11 protein-coding genes are annotated in these 16,622 nt (G+C 67.8%); 6 read left to right on the top strand and 5 right to left on the bottom strand.

Annotated features, from left to right (window positions below; all coding sequences use genetic code 11):
* Positions 1 to 172 precede the first annotated feature (172 nt).
* The 3 genes from BACI349Y_RS14145 to BACI349Y_RS14135 all read left to right on the top strand — a co-directional run bounded on the left by BACI349Y_RS14145 (position 173) and on the right by BACI349Y_RS14135 (position 3,871).
* Entirely contained in the window at positions 173 to 1,438 is a 1,266-nt protein-coding gene (locus BACI349Y_RS14145) for a S8 family serine peptidase (protein WP_159632647.1), read from the top strand.
* Between the two features lie 74 nt (positions 1,439 to 1,512).
* Positions 1,513 to 2,514 carry a hypothetical protein gene (locus BACI349Y_RS14140; protein ID WP_159632646.1) on the top strand — a complete coding sequence of 334 codons (1,002 nt, stop codon included), beginning with the start codon at positions 1,513 to 1,515 and terminating at the stop codon, positions 2,512 to 2,514.
* A gap of 97 nt (positions 2,515 to 2,611) precedes the next feature.
* Entirely contained in the window at positions 2,612 to 3,871 is a 1,260-nt protein-coding gene (locus tag BACI349Y_RS14135; RefSeq protein ID WP_159632645.1) for a S8 family serine peptidase, read from the top strand.
* A gap of 27 nt (positions 3,872 to 3,898) precedes the next feature.
* Here BACI349Y_RS14135 and BACI349Y_RS14130 read toward each other — a convergent pair whose 3' ends face one another.
* Positions 3,899 to 6,127: a PKD domain-containing protein gene (locus tag BACI349Y_RS14130; RefSeq protein WP_201302449.1), complete on the bottom strand. Its 2,229-nt coding sequence runs from the start codon at positions 6,125 to 6,127 to the stop codon at positions 3,899 to 3,901.
* Between the two features lie 385 nt (positions 6,128 to 6,512).
* Positions 6,513 to 8,102 (bottom strand): alkaline phosphatase D family protein, encoded by a 1,590-nt coding sequence (locus BACI349Y_RS14125; RefSeq protein WP_159632644.1) that lies wholly within the window; start codon positions 8,100 to 8,102, stop codon positions 6,513 to 6,515.
* A gap of 190 nt (positions 8,103 to 8,292) precedes the next feature.
* Here BACI349Y_RS14125 and BACI349Y_RS14120 point away from each other — a divergent pair, with 190 nt between their 5' ends.
* Positions 8,293 to 9,075, top strand: coding sequence for an SDR family oxidoreductase (locus BACI349Y_RS14120; protein WP_159632643.1), 783 nt, complete (start codon positions 8,293 to 8,295; stop codon positions 9,073 to 9,075).
* 16 nt (positions 9,076 to 9,091) lie between these two features.
* Here the strand turns inward: BACI349Y_RS14120 and BACI349Y_RS14115 are convergent, their stop codons facing one another.
* The gene (locus BACI349Y_RS14115) at positions 9,092 to 11,077 is read right to left on the bottom strand and encodes a S8 family serine peptidase (RefSeq protein ID WP_159632642.1); all 1,986 of its coding nucleotides are present in this window, start codon (positions 11,075 to 11,077) and stop codon (positions 9,092 to 9,094) included.
* Between the two features lie 329 nt (positions 11,078 to 11,406).
* On the bottom strand, positions 11,407 to 12,726 hold the full coding sequence (locus BACI349Y_RS14110; protein WP_159632641.1) for a GAF domain-containing protein: 1,320 nt from the start codon (positions 12,724 to 12,726) through the stop codon (positions 11,407 to 11,409).
* 142 nt (positions 12,727 to 12,868) lie between these two features.
* Between BACI349Y_RS14110 and BACI349Y_RS14105 the strand changes: the two genes are divergently transcribed.
* Together BACI349Y_RS14105 and BACI349Y_RS14100 are read left to right on the top strand one after the other, a co-directional pair.
* The gene (locus BACI349Y_RS14105) at positions 12,869 to 14,659 is read left to right on the top strand and encodes an NAD(P)/FAD-dependent oxidoreductase (RefSeq protein ID WP_159632640.1); all 1,791 of its coding nucleotides are present in this window, start codon (positions 12,869 to 12,871) and stop codon (positions 14,657 to 14,659) included.
* 24 nt (positions 14,660 to 14,683) lie between these two features.
* Entirely contained in the window at positions 14,684 to 15,736 is a 1,053-nt protein-coding gene (locus BACI349Y_RS14100; protein ID WP_159632639.1) for a 2,3-butanediol dehydrogenase, read from the top strand.
* 84 nt (positions 15,737 to 15,820) lie between these two features.
* Here BACI349Y_RS14100 and BACI349Y_RS14095 read toward each other — a convergent pair whose 3' ends face one another.
* Complete coding sequence (locus BACI349Y_RS14095; protein WP_236560840.1) at positions 15,821 to 16,228, bottom strand: hypothetical protein; 408 nt, start codon at positions 16,226 to 16,228, stop codon at positions 15,821 to 15,823.
* Positions 16,229 to 16,622: the final 394 nt, after the last annotated feature.

Here is a 16,622-nt window from a genome sequence, read left to right as displayed (position 1 = left end):
GCCCGGTCACCGGGGGGAGTGATCCACGGCATGCTTTCTCATGGGAGGCTACCGCGAAGTTCATTAAACGTACAAATGTTCGATCAGCGAACATGCAGGGCGAATACTCCTCTTGCCAGAGTTGCTTGTGGCAAGGCCTGTTCAGCTGTGGCTTGTGGGCGCAAGATAAGCCATGAAAAAGATGCTTACCGCAGGCCTGGCTGCGATGGTCCTGGTCCTCGGCGCAGTAACGGCGGCTGCCCCGGGGAACGGCGCCCCGCCGTCCTCGCCCGTACCGGGACAAATCCTGGTCAAATTCCAGGACAACAGCGCCGCTGCCGGGGTCCTGGGCCAGCATGGGCTCACCGACGGCCCGGCGATAGGCAGCACCGGCGCCCACCTCATCACAGTGCCGGCGGGCAGGGAACTGCAGCTCGTGGCGGCGCTGGGCCGCAGTTCCGCCGTTGAGTACGCCGAACCGGACGAACTGGTTACTGCCGCCACGGCCGACCCGTACTTCGACCGGCAGTACGCCCTGCAGAACACGGGCCAGTCCTTCACGAACACCGACGGAACGGTAACCGTCGCCGCGGGCACCACGGACGCCGATGTGGACGCCGTCGAGGCGTGGAATGTCACCATGGGAACCGGCGTCCGGGTGGCCCTCATCGATTCCGGGGTTGCCATCAACCACGAGGACATCTCATCCAAGGTGGTGGACCGGGCAAACTTCAGCGACACCCAGATCCTCGCCCCGGAGGATTTCGACCAGTACGGCCACGGCACCCACGTGGCCGGCATCGTGGCGGCCACGGCGGACAACTCCCTGGGCGTGGCAGGCGTGTGCCCGGGCTGTTCCATCCTGGACGCCAAGGTCCTCAACAGCAGCGGGTCCGGCTCTTCCTCGGGCATTGCCAAGGGCATCGACTGGGCTGTCGGCAAGGGTGCCAAGGTCATCAACATGAGCCTGGGCCAGCGGGTGTCGTCACGGACCCTCGAAGCTGCCGTGAACAACGCCTGGAACCAGGGAGTGGTGATCGTAGCCGCGGCCGGCAACGCCGGTACCCAGGCCCAGGTCTACCCGGGCGCCTATCCGAACGTCATAGCGGTAGCAGCAACCGACAACAATGACGCCAAGGCGTCCTTCTCCACGTACGGCAAATGGGTGGACGTCGCTGCCCCGGGGGTCCGGGTCTACTCGACCCTCCCGACCTACACGTCCGTCCTTGGTACGCAGAACAAGCTTTCGCCCGGCTACGACATCCTCAGCGGCACGTCAATGGCCTCACCCATCGTCGCCGCCACTGCCGCGCTTGTGTGGAGCACCCCATCGGGCACGTCAAACGCATCCGTCCGCGCCAAGGTGGAATCCTCAGCTGATCCCATCACCGGCACGGGTTCCTACTGGGCGCACGGCCGGGTGAACGCCTGCAAAGCAGTGGGCGCCGCGGGTTGTTGAGCGTGGCAGGCGGGGGTGCGGGTCCGCCGTCGTCCTCCCGCCGTCCGGTCCTGATTCCCGAAGGAGGCAACGGGATGCAGCCAGCGCTCCCTCGATCCAGGCGCTTTCGGCGTGCAGCAGCAACAGGCGCCGCCCTGCTGGCGCTCTTTGCCACGGGCTGCACCGGCACCCCGTCTCCACCGGGCAGCGCGTCACCGGCGCCGGACATCCATATCGCCGCTGTGGGCGACATGAACCCCCCTGCGAACACTGACCCGGACAGCCCATCCGGACGGAACGGCGCCGCCATCACCAAACTGGTCAGGACCAACGATATTGACGCGTTCCTGGGGCTCGGGGACTTCCAGTACAGCACCGGACGCTGCGAGGACTACGTGAACTTCTGGAAACCGCTGTGGGGCGGCACCCTGCCCAAGATGTACTGGGTGTCCGGCCCGAACCACGACTGGGAACCCGGCCGCAACGAAGACCTGGACAACTTCATGAACGGCCAATGCCCGGGGTCCCCGGACAAGGCGGCCATCAACGAGGAACGCGGGTTCATCGCGAACGGCCAGCCGTACTCCAGAGATTTCGGGAAATGGCACTTCGCGTTCCTGCCCTCCGCGCTGTGGCGCTACGACACCGCGGAGGCCAAGGCCGCGACCGGCTGGCTGGACAAGGATCTTGCTGCTGCGGAGGCGGCGGGCCAGCACCTGGCAGTCGTCTACCACGAGCCGTACTTCACGTCGGAGACGAGCGAGCACCGGCGGACTGCCGCCCAGAAGCCGTGGATCGATGTGATGTGGAAGCACCGCGTCCGGCTGACCCTGTCCGGTTCACAGCACAACTACGAGCGGTCCTGCCCTGTCAACAAGGCAGACAAGTGCGTCGATGAGGGCATGACCGCGTTCCAGGTTTCGACGGGAGGCATAGACCTGCGTCCTTTCACCAGCAGTCCGCCGTACATCGCAAAGCGGTTCAGCGACACCCACGGGTTCCTGCGGCTGACGCTCCATGCCGACGGTTCATTCGACTGGAACTTCGTGGCAACCACGGGGTCAGGCGAGGATTCGGGGACCCGCTCCGCGCCGTGACCACGCCTGGTGATCCTGCCCGCGGCGCGCGGCGGAGCCCATCTTTGGGGCTTTTACCCCTAGCCTGGCTGCCCGGCCCGGGGCAAAGATAGCCGGCATGAGAAAACTCTTCGCCGCCGGTCTCACGGCAGCAGCCATGGTGCTTGGCCCTGTCCCGCTGGCCCTTCCCGCCACCGCCGCGCACGGTGCGCCTGCCGTGCCGGGGCACATCATCGTCAAGTTCCGCGACGCCGGTGCTGCCGCCAACGTCCTCCAACGGCACGGCCTCGCTGGTGGGTCCAGCATCGGCGCCACGGGCGCCCAGCTGGTCAGCGTTGCCGCGGGAGGCGAAACGCAGCTCATCGACGCACTAAGCCGGGATCCCGCCGTCGAATACGCCGAACCGGACCAGCCGGTGGGTGCCGCCACCTCTGACCAATATTTCCCCCGCCAGTACGCCCTGCAGAATGACGGCCAGTCGTTCACCAACACCGCCGGCGACATCACGGTTCCTGCCGGCACCAAGGACGCTGATGTGGACGCCGTCGAGGCGTGGAACACCACCACCGGCAACGGCATCAAAGTCGCCGTCCTGGATTCCGGCGTCGCCAGCGACAACCCGGACATCGCCCCCAAGGTGGTGGCCCGCGCCAACTTCAGCAGCTCAGCCACCAAGGCCGGCGACCCCGTAGCGGAGGACTACTACGGCCACGGCACCCATGTGGCCGGCAACGTCGCCGCCACCGGTAACAACACCATCGGGGTGGCCGGCGTCTGCCCGGGCTGCACCATCCTGGCCGGCAAGGTCCTCAACGACAGTGGCGTGGGGTCCAGCTCCAGCCTGGCAAGCGGCATCGACTGGGCGGTCAGCAACGGTGCCAGGGTGATCAACATGAGCCTGGGAGTGCGGGCGTCGCGCACCCTGGAAGCCGCCGTCAACAACGCCTGGAACAAGGGGGTGGTCCTGGTGGCTGCGGCGGGCAACGGCGGCAACCAGACCAAGATCTATCCGGGCGCCTACCCCAACGTCATCGCCGTCGGCGCCACCGACAACAACGACGCCAAGGCTTCCTTCTCCACTTACGGCGCCAGCTGGGTGGACATCGCCGCGCCCGGCGTGAACGTCTACTCCACGTTCCCCAACCACCCGTTCGTCCTGGCAACACAGAACAACCGTTCGCAGGGCTATGACGTGGGCAATGGCAGTTCGATGTCCTCAGCCATCGTGGCCGCTGCCGCCGCCCTCGCCTGGAGCGCACACCCTGGCGCGACGAACGCGTCCATCCGGGCAGACGTGGAATCCACTGCCGACGATGTTCCCGGTACCGGCACCTACTGGGCATACGGCAGGGTCAACGCGGCCGCCGCCGTGAAGTAGCCCGGTGAAGCAGCCCGCGGCCGGAGACTAGCCCGCGGGCTTCAGGGCGGCCTGCCAGGCGGCAACCGCACGCGCCCCGCCCAGGGTCCAGGTGGCCGTCCCGGCTGAACCTGCCGTGCCCTGGACCTTGTCCGCGAGCTCGGCGATCTGGCCACCGGCGGCCTGCCAGCGCTGGGTCCAGCCGCTGGGTGCCGACGACACTATCGGGGATGCGCAGTCGCAGCCCACGCCGCCGATCAGCATGGCACCGTTGGTGGCGGTTGTGACGCTTGGGGCGGTGATGCTGGTGGCGGTGTACGTGGCGTCCACGGCCGTCGCGACCGGGCTGTCAAGCGGCGCGGTGTTGTTCACGCCCCGGTAGCCGGTGATGCCGCCGCCCCACTTCACGGCGGTGCCGAGGGTCCACGAGTAGCTGGCAGGATCCGAGGCGCCCACCACGTGGTAGTAGACGAAGACCTTGGCACCGGAGGTGGACGAGCTGTTGATGCCGAGGCCGTTGACCAGCGGAGTCCAGCCCGCCGGGACGGATGCCATGGCCGGGTTCAGGTCCGCCGTGATGGCAGCGACCAGGACATCGCCGGCCGCAGTACCGGCGGGAGCGCTGATGGAGACGGCGGAGGCAGCTGTTCCGGCGTAGGTGGTCACTGAGCCGACGGCGGTGATGCCGGCGGACGCTGTGGCTGCACTGACGGTGACGGTGGTGCTCGCTGAGCTGGAACCGGCGCTGTTGATGGCGGTGAGCTTCGCGGTGTAGGTACCGGCTGCCGCGTAGCTGTGGGCGGGATTCTGCGCTGTGGACGTGCCGCCGTCGCCGAACTCCCAGGCCCAGGACGTGGGCGTGCCGGTGGACGTGTCGGTGAAGGCGACGTTCAGCGGCGCGGTCCCGGAGGTGGGGGAGGCCGAGAAGGACGTCACCGGCGCTGTAACGGCCGGCCCCAGCGGACGGTCCGAGTACCAGTAGCGTTTGGCCACGTTGTCGCTGGCCATGACCACGATGCCCGTGGAGCTGTCCACCCCCTGCTTGGTGGTGGTCACATTGTTCATGCTGGACGACGAGGCGCTCTGGATGATGGGAGTCCCGCGGCCGGTGCCGAAGACCGGGTTGTCCATGGACGCCGTCTTCTCGTAGATGCTGCCGGCAACCCCGGAGTACGCGCAGCCGCTGACCGAGGTGGGCGGGGCGGTCTGGAACGCATGGACCAGGTTGTTCTGGGTGTCCAGGACAATCTGCGGCCTGCTGACGCAGTCACCGGTGGTGGAGATAGTCGATTGTGTGAAGGATCCCGTGCCCGGTTTGAAGACGAGCAGCAAAAGCTGCGGAAGGGTGGGATCACTGGAGATGTCGTTCAGGCTGGTTTTCACCGCGGCGAAGACCCGGCCGCTGGTATCCGACTGCAGGGACTTGATGTTCAGGTGGTCGTCGGCCTGTCCCTGGCCCCGGATGGCCGGCTGGAAGTTCCAGGACGACGATGCGGTGGGGGAGGTCCCGTCCGTGCGCGAGGCCCACCACACCGAGCCGGTGAGCTGGTCGCTCCACATCACGCCGATCTTGTTCTTGTTGTAGGACACCACGGCGGAGATGTCGTCCGGTGCCGGGTGCGGGTTGGAGACCGGGAGGACGAACGGCGCAGCCCAGCTGGAACCGCCGGGCGCCGAGTTGTTGACGTAGACCGTGTTGGTGAATCCGCTGGTGCTGTTGCCGGCCACCTGCGTCCACGTGGCCCAGATGGCGCCGGTGCTGTCCTCATCGATGGTCATCGATTCGCTGCTGTTGTTGGTGATGACCGTGGGGAACCCGGCGTCCAGCGTGTACTTCCCGCCGGCGTAGCTGTACCGGTAAAGGTAGGCGGGCTGTCCGGCGGCAGAGGGCACAGGGTTGGCGTCGGTGGAGACCGTGACCACGTGCGAGGCGATATAGAGGCGGCTGCCGTCCCACATGGTGTCCGCCAGGGTGCTGCCGCGGGTGTCATTGACCACGCCCGTGTTCACCCAGGTGGCGCTGGGGCGGTCCAGCCGGTAGATGCTCCAGCCGCTGCCGCTGGTCCACATGTCGGCCCACCAGGAGCCGTCATTCCACCAGAGCTTGCTCTGCGGCTTGTCAGAGGTAGGCGGATTGGCGACGCCTGAATAGGTGATGCTGGGGGTGCCGTAGACGGAGTCGGCGGATGCCGGGGGAGACGCGACGAGGGCCATTCCGGCTACCAGTGCCAGGACCACCGCGTGCCGTAACCACCTGGGGGAAACTGCGATCTTCATGGCCGGCTCCTGGGCGCTGATGCTTTAGGCAGATTCTCTTTTCCGCTGAGGTCGTGTTCGCCGGCCCAGCCCGGCGCGGACCCCCTGGGGGAACACGAAGGTACCCCTAGGGGACCAAGAGTAGGCTCCATTAGGTACCCCTACAAGGACAAGTGGTACCTGTTTTTGTTGCCTAGGGCTACGGGTATTCACGTGCTGGACTCTGCCCGCTGCTTGACCCCGCGGAGCACGCCAACCTCCAGGTGACTGTTGGGCTACACCGCCGGCAGCCTCATCGACGCGTTTGCGTCACTCTTGGCTTCGAGAGGAGCAGGAAACCCCGCAAATGAAGGGTGCTGCACCAGCAAGAGGCCCATAAGTCACGCAAACGCGTCCCCGCGGAAGGTCAGGCGCGCGGCTGCAGCCCCGGGACGCCGTCGCGGATCTCGAAGGAGGCCTTCGTGGAAACCGGGGCGCCCGGCGTCGTCACGTGGTCCAGCACCCGGAAGTCCGCGGTCATGGCGTCCCTGGTGATGCGCGTGCTCACGTAGCCGCGGTTGTCGTTATAGAACTTCAGGTGCGGGTTCCAGGCCATGGTGGCGTCCGTGGTGGAGCCGGTGCCGTCGCCGGTGGACGTGATGGAGGTGCAGACGAGCTCCGAGCCCACCACCGGGGAATCGGGATCCTTGTAGTCCACCTTGACGTCGTTGGCCCAGTTGCGGTGCACGTCGCCGGTGAGCACGACGGCGTTCCGGACGTTTGCGTCCACCCAGCCCTGGGTGATGCGGCGGCGGGAGGCCGCGTACCCGTCCCAGCCGTCCATGGACACGTCGTCGATCTCCGGTGCCTTGTTGCGGTCCCGCTCGGCGAAGAAGACCTGCTGGCCCAGGATGTCCCACCGCTGGGTGGAATTCCTGAATCCGTCCAGCAGCCACTTCTCCTGCTCGGCGCCGGTGATGGTCCGGTCCTCCGCCAGCCGCTCAGCCACGTTCTTCTTCCAGCCGTCACCGGCGAGCTGATCGTCGCGGTACTGCCGGGTATCCATCATGTGGAAGTTGGCCAGCTGGCCCCACTGGATCCTGCGGTAGATCTTCATGTCCGGCCCGGACGGGAGCGACGACGGGCGGAGCGGCATGTTCTCGTAGTAGGCCTGGAACGCGGCGGCGCGGCGCTGCCGGAAGTGCTCGGTGCTGTCGTTGAGCTGGCCGGCGTCGTTGTTCTCCGGCACGTCGTCCGCCCAGTTGTTGTCCACCTCGTGGTCATCCCACACCACTGCCCAGGGTGCGATGGCGTGCGCGGCCTGCAGATCGGCGTCGGCCTTGTACTGGGCGTGCCGCTGCCGGTAGGTCTCCAGCGTGACGGTCTCGGGGCCCTCGTGGTCCCGCGGGTTGCCACCGCCGATCACGTAGCTGCCCTTCTTGTACTCGTAGAGGTAGTCGCCAAGGTGCAGCACCAGGTCCGGGTGGTCCTCCGAGAGGCGGCGGTATGCGGTGAAGTAGCCGTGCTCGTACTGGGCGCAGCTGGCGAACGCCATGGCCAGGGAGGCGGGGGTCTCGTGCAGCGCGGGGCTGGTCAGGGTTCGGCCCACAGGGCTCACGTGCCGGCCGGCGCGGAACCGGTAGAAGTACTCGCGGCCTGCCTTCAGGCCCCGCAGTTCCACGTGCACCGAGTGCGCGGCCTCAGGACGGGCCTGCTCCACGCCGCGGGCCACCACGTTCCGCATGCCCTGGTCCTCGGCCACCTCCCACTGCACAGCCACCGGCCGCGACGGCATGCCGCCCAGCCCGTCCTCCGCCACGGGGTTCAGCGCCAGGCGCGTCCAGAGCACGAAGCCATCCGGCCACGGCTCGCCGGAGGCGATGCCGAGCATGAAGGGATCGGTACGGAGGCCGGCGTCGTCAGCGGTGGAAACAGCGACGGCGGCATTCGGCAGGGCGGCAACCAGGCCGGCTCCGAGGCCGGCGGAGATGAGGGTTCTGCGGGAGATGTTGTCCATGGCTCCCACGCTATTTCCAGCCGTTGTACAGGTTTTGAGGAGGATATGAATGCGCGGTTAACGGCGTGACAAGCCTTGTTAATCATTTCTTTGGATGCCGCCGTGGACGGGCCTTTGGACTCTGGATTCCGCAGGGCCTGCCGGGCAGAGTTGGGGCCGACCCATCCGGTTAGGGAAAGAAGGCACCACCATGCCCCGCACGTCCGTTATCACCGGTGCCGCGTCCGGCATCGGCAAGGCAACCAAGGACCTGCTCGAGCAGCGGGGCGAACGCGTGATCGGAGTGGATCTCCATGATGCGGAGGTGGTGGCTGACCTCTCCACCGCGGAGGGCCGCGCCGGCCTGGTGGACGCGGTGCGAAAAGTCAGCGGCGGCAGGATCGATGCCATCTACGCAGTGGCCGGGCTCGCCATCCCGGCTCCCGCCACGGTGGCCGTGAACTTCTTCGGCACCGTCGCCTCGGTGGACGGGCTCCGGCTGCTGCTGGCTGGGTCGGAGGCACCCCGCGCCGTGGTGGTGTCCTCCATGGCGGCACTCATGGCCAGCGACGATGAGCTGGTAGCGCTGCTCACCGCGGGGGACGAGCCCGGTTCCGTGGCCCGGGCCGGGGTCCTGGCCAAGGAACCAGCCACCACCGGCGGCCTCATTTACTCCTCCACGAAGCTGGCGCTGTCGCGGTGGGTCCGCCGGCAGGCTTCCACTGCAGCCTGGGCCGGCGCGGCGATCCCGCTGAACGCCGTGGCACCTGGTGTCATCGCAACGCCCATGACAGCCGAGCTGATCGATACCGAAGAGGAGCGGGAGGCGCTGCTGAAAATGGTCCCGATGCCGCTGAACGGTATCGCCGAACCCATCGTCGTTGCCCGCCTGCTGGCCTGGCTCAATAGCGCCGAAAACACGCACCTGTGCGGTCAAATTGTCTACGTTGACGGCGGCAGCGACGCTGTCCTGCGAGGTGACTCCGTCTGGTGACGGATGGGACCGGCCCCTAGCTGATGGCAGTCATGACGTTCCAGCCCGGGCCCACGTTGATGCGCCAGCCGAAGAGGCCGTTGCCCTGGCCCGGGTAGGTCCAGAGGGTCCCGTTGGTGTCGCGGGCGACGAGGTCGGGTTTGCCGTCCCCGGTGAGGTCGCCTGCTGCGCTGATGGCGGTCATGACGTTCCAGCCGGGGCCTACGTTGATGCGCCAGCCGAAGAGGCCGTTGCCCTGGCCGGGGTAGGTCCAGAGGGTGCCGTCGGTGTCTCGGGCAATCAGGTCCGGTTTGCCGTCTCCGGTGAGGTCGCCTGCTGCGCTGATGGCGGTCATGACGTTCCAGCCGTCGCCGACCTTGATCCGCCAGCCGAAGAGGCCGTTGCCGAGGCCGGGGTAGGTCCAGAGGGTCCCGTTGGTGTCTCGGGCAATCAGGTCAGGCTGCCCGTCTCCGGTGAGGTCGCCTGCTGCGCTGATGGACGTCATCACGTTCCAGCCGTCGCCCACCTTGATGCGCCATCCGAAGAGGCCGTTGCCGAGCCCCGGGTAGGTCCAGAGAGTCCCGTTGGTGTCGCGGGCAATGAGGTCGGGCTGCCCGTCTCCCGTGAGGTCGCCTGCTGCGCTGACCGCCGTCATGACGTTCCAGCCGTCGCCCACCTTGATGCGCCAGCCGAAGAGGCCGTTGCCCTGGCCCGGGTAAGTCCACAGGCTCCCGTTGCCGTCCTGTGCCAGCAGGTCTGCCTTGCCGTCACTGGTGAAGTCCCTCGCCACCGGAGCCGCGGCCGGGCCGGTAAAGAGCAGGCGGTTGGGGGTGCCTGTTGACACGTTGGTGACAGTGCCCTGGGTGGCGGCGGACGTAAGTTCCGCTGCCACCGCAGCCGGCGTCTGCTGCGGGTTCCGCGACAGGGAAAGCGCCGCAGCACCGGCAACGTGCGGAGACGCCATGGACGTGCCGCTCAAGGTCGCTACCGAGGTGGTGGAGGTGTCCCAGTCGGACTGGATGCCCACGCCCGGCGCGTACAGGTCAACGCAGCTCCCGTAGTTCGAGAAGCCTGCCTGCCGGTCCGAGGAATCGGTGGCGGCGACGGTCAGGGCCTCGGCCACCCGTGCCGGGGAGGTGGTGCACGCGTCCACCGCGGCGTTTCCGGCAGCCACCACGGCTGTGACGCCGTCATTGATGATTCCCCTGATGGCGTCATCCAGCGTGGTGCTGGTGGGGCCGCCAATGCTGAGGTTGGCCACCGCGGGCGTGCCGGCGGCATGCTGGGACGCGATCCAGTCGAGCCCCGCGATGACGTCCGAGTCATACCCGGACCCGTCGCAGCCGAGTACCCGCACCGGAACCACGCTGGCTGATTTGGCCACCCCGAAGGTCTTTCCGGCGATGATGCCGGCGACATGCGTGCCGTGGCCGTTGCAGTCGCTGCTGCCCTTGCCGTCGGCGATGGCCGTCCATCCTGCGGCCACCCGGCCGCCAAAGTCCGTATTTTCCGCCAGGACGCCGGTGTCGATGACGTAGGCGCTGACGCCCGCGCCACTGGCAGTGGGCGTGAAGGTGTTCGAGAGCGGGAGCGCCCGCTGGTCGATCCTGTCCAGGCCCCAGGGCGGTGACTGCTGGGTGTCGGAAACCGAAACGGGCGAATCCGGCTCAATCAGGGAGATCCGGGGCGAATGTGCCAGGGCAGCCGCCTGCGCTTTGGTGGCGGTGATGGCCGCTCCCCGGACCGCTGCGGAGAACGTCCTGCCGACGCGCACCCCCTGGGACCGAAGGGACTGCGCCTCCGCTGCCACGTCCGAGCCCTTGGTAAAACTGACCAGGTAGCGGCCCTCGTCACCGGCCAAGGGGCCGGCAGCCTGCGCGCCACCGCTGACTGCGGGGGAGGGCAGGGGAGCGACGGTCGCCGCAGGGGTGAATGCCGTGGCCGGGGAAGCCGCCAGCATGACGGCAGCCGCGGCTGCCAGCACCGCGCCGGCGGAGCCCCTGAATCGCTTGGAAAATGACATGGGTGGCCTCCTAGTGACCGATCCATCCTGCGGTGAATAAACCTCGAGCGGTTCCGCAGGCCGTTCCGGGCACTGCAAAGGAGGCAGGTGTTGCCCACCGGCAGCGGGTACAACCGCCGGCAGTAAATTCGGTAGCCCCAAACATCCCTTGTGCTCCCCAGCTTTCGGCGGAAACGGAAACCATTCCCTGGTCCACACTGCCCGTCCTGTCCAGGATCCCCGGCTGAGCCCGGGGTCTGTTCTCCAGCGCAGGCATAGCGCCGGACGGTGTGGCCCCGGCCATTTTACAACTCCCCGGTTACGGAAGCGGCGGCCCCACCTTGGCGCGCTCAACCAACGGGGCAGGACGCCCGGAAGGCCAGGTACCGCGGATCGCCGCGGCCCACCAACCGGCCCAGTGCCTCGACCGCCAGCGGGTCAACAGCTCCCATGTCCGTGGAAAGCCACTGAACCAGCAGCGAAACGTCCCCGCCGGCCCGCACGGCCGATCCCACGGCCAGGTCCAGCTGGTCCCGCAGCAGCTGCACGGCAAGGGCAACCGACCGGCGCAGCAGGGGTGCCCGGTACGCTTCCAGCGCTTCGGCCACATGCCCGTCGCGCAGCAACCGCAGGACCCTCCCGGAATCGGAATGTCCCGCAAGGCCAGGGGCCAGGCGGTAGGGGTTGGACTCCACGGCACCGCCCAGCATGGACCGCACCCGGAACATCTCGGTCCGGATGGCCTGCGGGGTTCCGGCATCCCCATGCAGCTCATAGGCCAGCTCCTCCGCGGACCAGCCCTGCGACCGCGAATCCAGCAGCGCCAGGATTTCCGCCCGGCGCAGGGTCAGCGGCGTGCGGCTCCCGTCAGCGAACACCGCCGCGGGCTTGTCGCCGAGCAGTTCCAGCGACTCCACCGCCACGGACCGGGCTGCAGCAGGCGCAGGCCGCCGCGACGCACGCCCGGAAGACGCACGCCCGGAAGACGCACCCACGGAAGAGGAGGCACCCGGGGAGGTGCCGCCGTCGGACGTTCCCAGCACGGCCTCCGCCACCCGGACGGCGCACCGCACCATCCGCAGCGTGTCCGCGCTGATGGTGTCCAGCGGTCCCGAGACATCCAGCACGCCCAGCACCCGTCCCGTGGCCGGGTCCGTAATGGGTGCCGCCGTGCAGGCCCACTCGTGGTGCGTGCGCACCAGGTGCTCGGCGGAGAACAGCTGCACGGGGCCGCCGGTGACCAGGGCCTCGCTGATGGCGTTGGTGCCGATGCCCGCCTCGGACCAGTCCGCGCCTTCGGAGAACTCCAGCGTGTCGGCCCGCCGGAGCACGGCCGGGCTGCCCACGCGCCACAGGATCTCGCCGCTGGCATCGGTGAGGACCAGCAGGTGGCGGCCGGACCGGGAATCATCGGCCAGGAGGTCGTGGAGCGCCGGCATCACCTGCTGCAGCCGGTGTTCCCGCCGCAGTTCCAGGACCTCGGACACCTCGTGCAGGTGCCGCGGGCTGTGCTGGTCCGGGCTGATGCCCAGGGCCATGGAGCGCCGCCACGACTCCGCCAGCGGCGTGGGGATCTCGGGCCGCGGGACACCGGCGATGACCAGCTCGTGCGCGCGCCGCAGCGTCCGTGCGTACCGCGCCGGGTCCGAAAACCTCTGGCCGTAGTCCACCGTTTCCTCCTCGCAGCCGGCTCCCTTGCCGGATCCGTGTAACGCCGCTGTTACCCCCGCCGCGTTCAACTGGTGATGCAGCTCACGCCCGCCCCAGCATATCGGGCAGGCGGAGCCCATGAAACAGCACAAAGGAGTGGAGATGACCCAAACACCCACGGCTGCCGCCCAGGCCTGGCTTGCCGGTCTGGATGAGGCGCTGCAGCGGCGCGACGTGGACGCCGCGCTGGAGCTCTTCGAGGACGACTGCTACTGGCGGGACTTCGTGGCGTTCACCTGGAACATCAAGACGCTGGAAGGAAAGGCGGACATCCGCCGCATGCTGGAGGCCACACTGGACAGCGTGCAGCCGGCCAACTGGGCGACCGCCGAGGACGCCGCCGGGGACGGGGACGCCGTGGAAGCCTGGATCACGTTCGAGACCGGCGCGGCCCGCGGCTACGGCCACCTCCGGCTCCGGGACGGCAAATGCTGGACGCTGCTGACCACCATGCAGGAGCTCAAGGGCTTCGAGGAAAAGAAGGGGCCGCGGCGCGAGCAGGGCGTGGCCCACGAGATTGTCCGGGGGCGCCGGTCCTGGAAGGAGCTCAAGGAGGAGCAGGAGGCGCGGCTCGGCTACGAGGAGCAGCCCTACTGCGTGATCATCGGCGGCGGCCAGGGCGGGATTGGCCTCGCCGCCCGGCTCAAGCGGCTGGGCGTGCCCACCATCATCGTCGAGAAGAACCAGAACCCCGGCGACTCCTGGCGCAACCGCTACAAGTCCCTGCACCTGCACGACCCCGTCTGGTACGACCACCTGCCCTACCTGAAGTTCCCGGACGACTGGCCCGTCTTCGCCGCCAAGGACAAGATCGGTGACTGGCTGGAGCACTACACCCGCATCATGGAGCTGAACTACTGGTCCGGCACCGAGTGCGTGGGAGCGGCGTACGACGACGGCACGCAGGAATGGGCGGTCAACGTCCTTCGCAACGGCGAACCGGTGACGCTCCGGCCGAAGCAGCTCATCTTCGCCCTGGGCGTCTCCGGCTACCCGAACATCCCGGTCTTCGACGGCGCCGAGTCCTTCCTGGGCGAGCAGCGCCACTCCTCCCAGCACCCGGGCGGCGGGGACTGGACGGGCAAGAAGGCCGTGGTGATCGGCTCCAACAACTCGGCGCACGATATCTGCGCGGACCTCTGGGAGCACGGGGCCGACGTCACCATGGTGCAGCGGTCCTCCACCCACATTGCCCGCAGCGAGTCCCTGATGGACCTGGCGCTGGGGGACCTGTACTCGGAGCGGGCGCTCGCGGCCGGCGTGACCACGGAAAAGGCCGATTTGCTGTTCGCCTCCCTGCCCATGCGCGTCCTGCCCGGGGCCCAGGTGCCGGTGTACCAGGAGATGGCATCCCGGGATGCCGGGTTCTACTCCCAGCTGGAGGCCGCCGGGTTCGACCTGGACTTTGGTGTGGACGGCTCCGGCCTGTTCGTGAAGTACCTGCGGCGCGGCTCCGGCTACTACATCGACGTCGGCGCCTCCCAGCTGATCATCGACGGCCGGGTGAAGCTGAAGAACGGGCAGGTCACCAAGATCACCGGCAATGCGGTGGTGATGGACGACGGCACCGAGCTGGAAGCGGACCTGATCGTCTATGCCACCGGGTACGGGTCCATGAACGGGTGGCTGGCGGACCTGGTCTCGCCCGAGATCGCGGACCGGGTGGGCAAATGCTGGGGATATGGCTCAGACACGCCAAAAGACCCTGGTCCGTGGGAGGGGGAGCTGCGCAATATGTGGAAGCCCACCAACGTGCCCAACCTCTGGATCCATGGCGGCAACCTGCACCAGAGCCGGCACTACTCCGCCTACCTGGCGCTGCAGCTGAAGGCCCGGATGGAAGGACTCGACACACCGGTCTACGAACTGCAGCCCAGCCACCACACCCGCTAGCCGCGTTTACAGCATGGAGGAATCATGAAGGCAGCACGTTTCCACGCCCGCAAGGACATCAGGATCGAGGACATCCCGGAGCCGGAACTCCGCGCGGGGGCGGTGAAGATCGACGTCGCGTGGTGCGGCATCTGCGGCACCGACCTGCACGAGTTCCTGGAGGGGCCAATCTTCTGTCCCGCGCCCGGGCATCCACACCCGCTGTCCCACGAGGAATCCCCGGTGACCCTGGGGCACGAATTCTCCGGGACTGTGGCCGAAGTCGGCGAAGGCGTGGAGGGGCTCGAGGTGGGTGACAACGTCGTCGTCGAACCCTACTTCGTGGACGGGACCTGCGACATGTGCCAGGCGGGCAGCTACCACCTGTGCCGGCAGATGGGGTTCATCGGGCTGTCCGGCGGCGGGGGAGGGCTGAGCGAGAAGATCGTGGTGGACCAGCGCTGGGTGCACCCCATCGGCAACATCCCGCTGGATGAGGCGGCGCTGATCGAGCCGCTGTCCGTGGCGCACCACGCGGTGGCGCGCAGCGGCGTGAAGGCCGGCGACACCGCGCTGGTGGGCGGGTCCGGGCCGATCGGCCTGCTCACCGCGGCGGTCCTCAAAGGCATGGGCGTGACCACGATCATCAGTGAGCTCACCCAGGCCCGCAAGGAGAAGGCCACCTCCAGCGGCGTGGCGGACCACGTCCTTGACCCGAGCAAGGAGGACGTCCCGGCGCGGGTGCGCGAGCTCACCGGGGGCACCGGGGCGGACGCCTTCGAATGCGCGGGGGTGAATGCCGTGCTGGACACCATGCTCGACGCCGTCCGGCCCGGGGCCGTGGTGGTCAACGTGTCCATCTGGGGCGCGCCGGCCACCGTGGACATGCAGAAGATCGTGCTCAAGGAGATCGACCTGCGCGGCACCATGGCCTACGTCCGCGACCACCCGGCGGTGATCAGGATGGTGCAGGAGGGGAAGGTGGACCTCAAGCCGTTCATCACGGGCAGGATCGCGCTGGAGGACCTGGTGGAGCAGGGCTTCGATACCCTCATCAACCACAAGGACACGGCCGTAAAGGTGCTGGTGAATCCGTAAAGCCGGCGAGGCTGCGGGGTGGGGGGCGTCGTCCCGCCCGCAGCCTTCCTGCTGCCGCAGCCGGCCGGCCCCCGTGCTTCCGCGTCAGGGGTCGGGAAGCTCCGCCGGATCGCATGTCCTTGAATCCACGGGCGCCCCGATGTACAGGTAGGCCGGGCTTTTCGACTCGATACTGACGATTGCTCCGGCTGCATTCGCGCTGCGCGCCACCGTCCAGCCGCCCGGTGTTGGGTCTGTCCCTCCAAACGCAGGAAAGCCGTATTTTGCCAGGACGGGGTCGCCGGCGGAGAAAATATCCGCGAACCGGTGTGAGGGCTCCACTACGTCGGCGCTGCTGACCATCGTCCTGGTTGCGAAGAAGCACCTGCCGTCGGCCAGCTTGTTCACGCTGGCCGGCAGATGCACGGTCCAGCTGATGCCGGGGAGCTGTTGTTCCAGGGCGGCGATCAGCTCCGCACGCAGTCCGTCGTATCTGGCGAAACTTTGCGCCACAGGGGCTGGTGATTCCGTGACCGGCGGTTCACTGCTCTTTTCGGGCACAGGATGTTTGGGACCGGCACACGCCGCCGAAACCAGCGACCCCAGAACCACCACAAGTGCCAGCCGGTACTGCCGTGGTGTTGCCCTGCACGCCATCTTTCCCCCAAGTCACCTCCAGGCCCAAGCAGGCCCTACTGCATGCTTCCACACGTGGGCGGGAGCCTGCGATGGGGAGACCTGCCCAAGACGCCAAAGGCCGGGCTCGGACTTTAGTCCCTGTTGTGGAGTAACCCCCAGGCGTACCTTGAGGGTGGGTTCCACAGCCGCGGAACCCGCATTCAAGGGGGCATCATGACCAGGCCCAGGCTTTCGGCACTCAGCGTTCTCGGGCTCAGCGGCCTGATGG

Origin of the sequence: Arthrobacter sp. 8AJ, assembly GCF_902506025.1 — a bacterium.
Taxonomy (GTDB): domain Bacteria; phylum Actinomycetota; class Actinomycetes; order Actinomycetales; family Micrococcaceae; genus Arthrobacter.
The sequence above is the reverse complement of the archived record's forward strand: the minus strand, read 5'-3'. Positions and strand labels throughout refer to the sequence as shown.

Excerpts from the sequence above, each read along its gene's own strand:
- BACI349Y_RS14145 (WP_159632647.1), top strand. The coding sequence starts at position 173 with ATGAAAAAGATGCTTACCGCAGGCCTGGCTGCGATGGTCCTGGTCCTC.
- BACI349Y_RS14140 (WP_159632646.1), top strand. The coding sequence starts at position 1,513 with ATGCAGCCAGCGCTCCCTCGATCCAGGCGCTTTCGGCGTGCAGCAGCA.
- BACI349Y_RS14135 (WP_159632645.1), top strand. The coding sequence starts at position 2,612 with ATGAGAAAACTCTTCGCCGCCGGTCTCACGGCAGCAGCCATGGTGCTT.
- BACI349Y_RS14130 (WP_201302449.1), bottom strand. The coding sequence starts at position 6,127 with ATGAAGATCGCAGTTTCCCCCAGGTGGTTACGGCACGCGGTGGTCCTG.
- BACI349Y_RS14125 (WP_159632644.1), bottom strand. The coding sequence starts at position 8,102 with ATGGACAACATCTCCCGCAGAACCCTCATCTCCGCCGGCCTCGGAGCC.
- BACI349Y_RS14120 (WP_159632643.1), top strand. The coding sequence starts at position 8,293 with ATGCCCCGCACGTCCGTTATCACCGGTGCCGCGTCCGGCATCGGCAAG.
- BACI349Y_RS14115 (WP_159632642.1), bottom strand. The coding sequence starts at position 11,077 with ATGTCATTTTCCAAGCGATTCAGGGGCTCCGCCGGCGCGGTGCTGGCA.
- BACI349Y_RS14105 (WP_159632640.1), top strand. The coding sequence starts at position 12,869 with ATGACCCAAACACCCACGGCTGCCGCCCAGGCCTGGCTTGCCGGTCTG.
- BACI349Y_RS14100 (WP_159632639.1), top strand. The coding sequence starts at position 14,684 with ATGAAGGCAGCACGTTTCCACGCCCGCAAGGACATCAGGATCGAGGAC.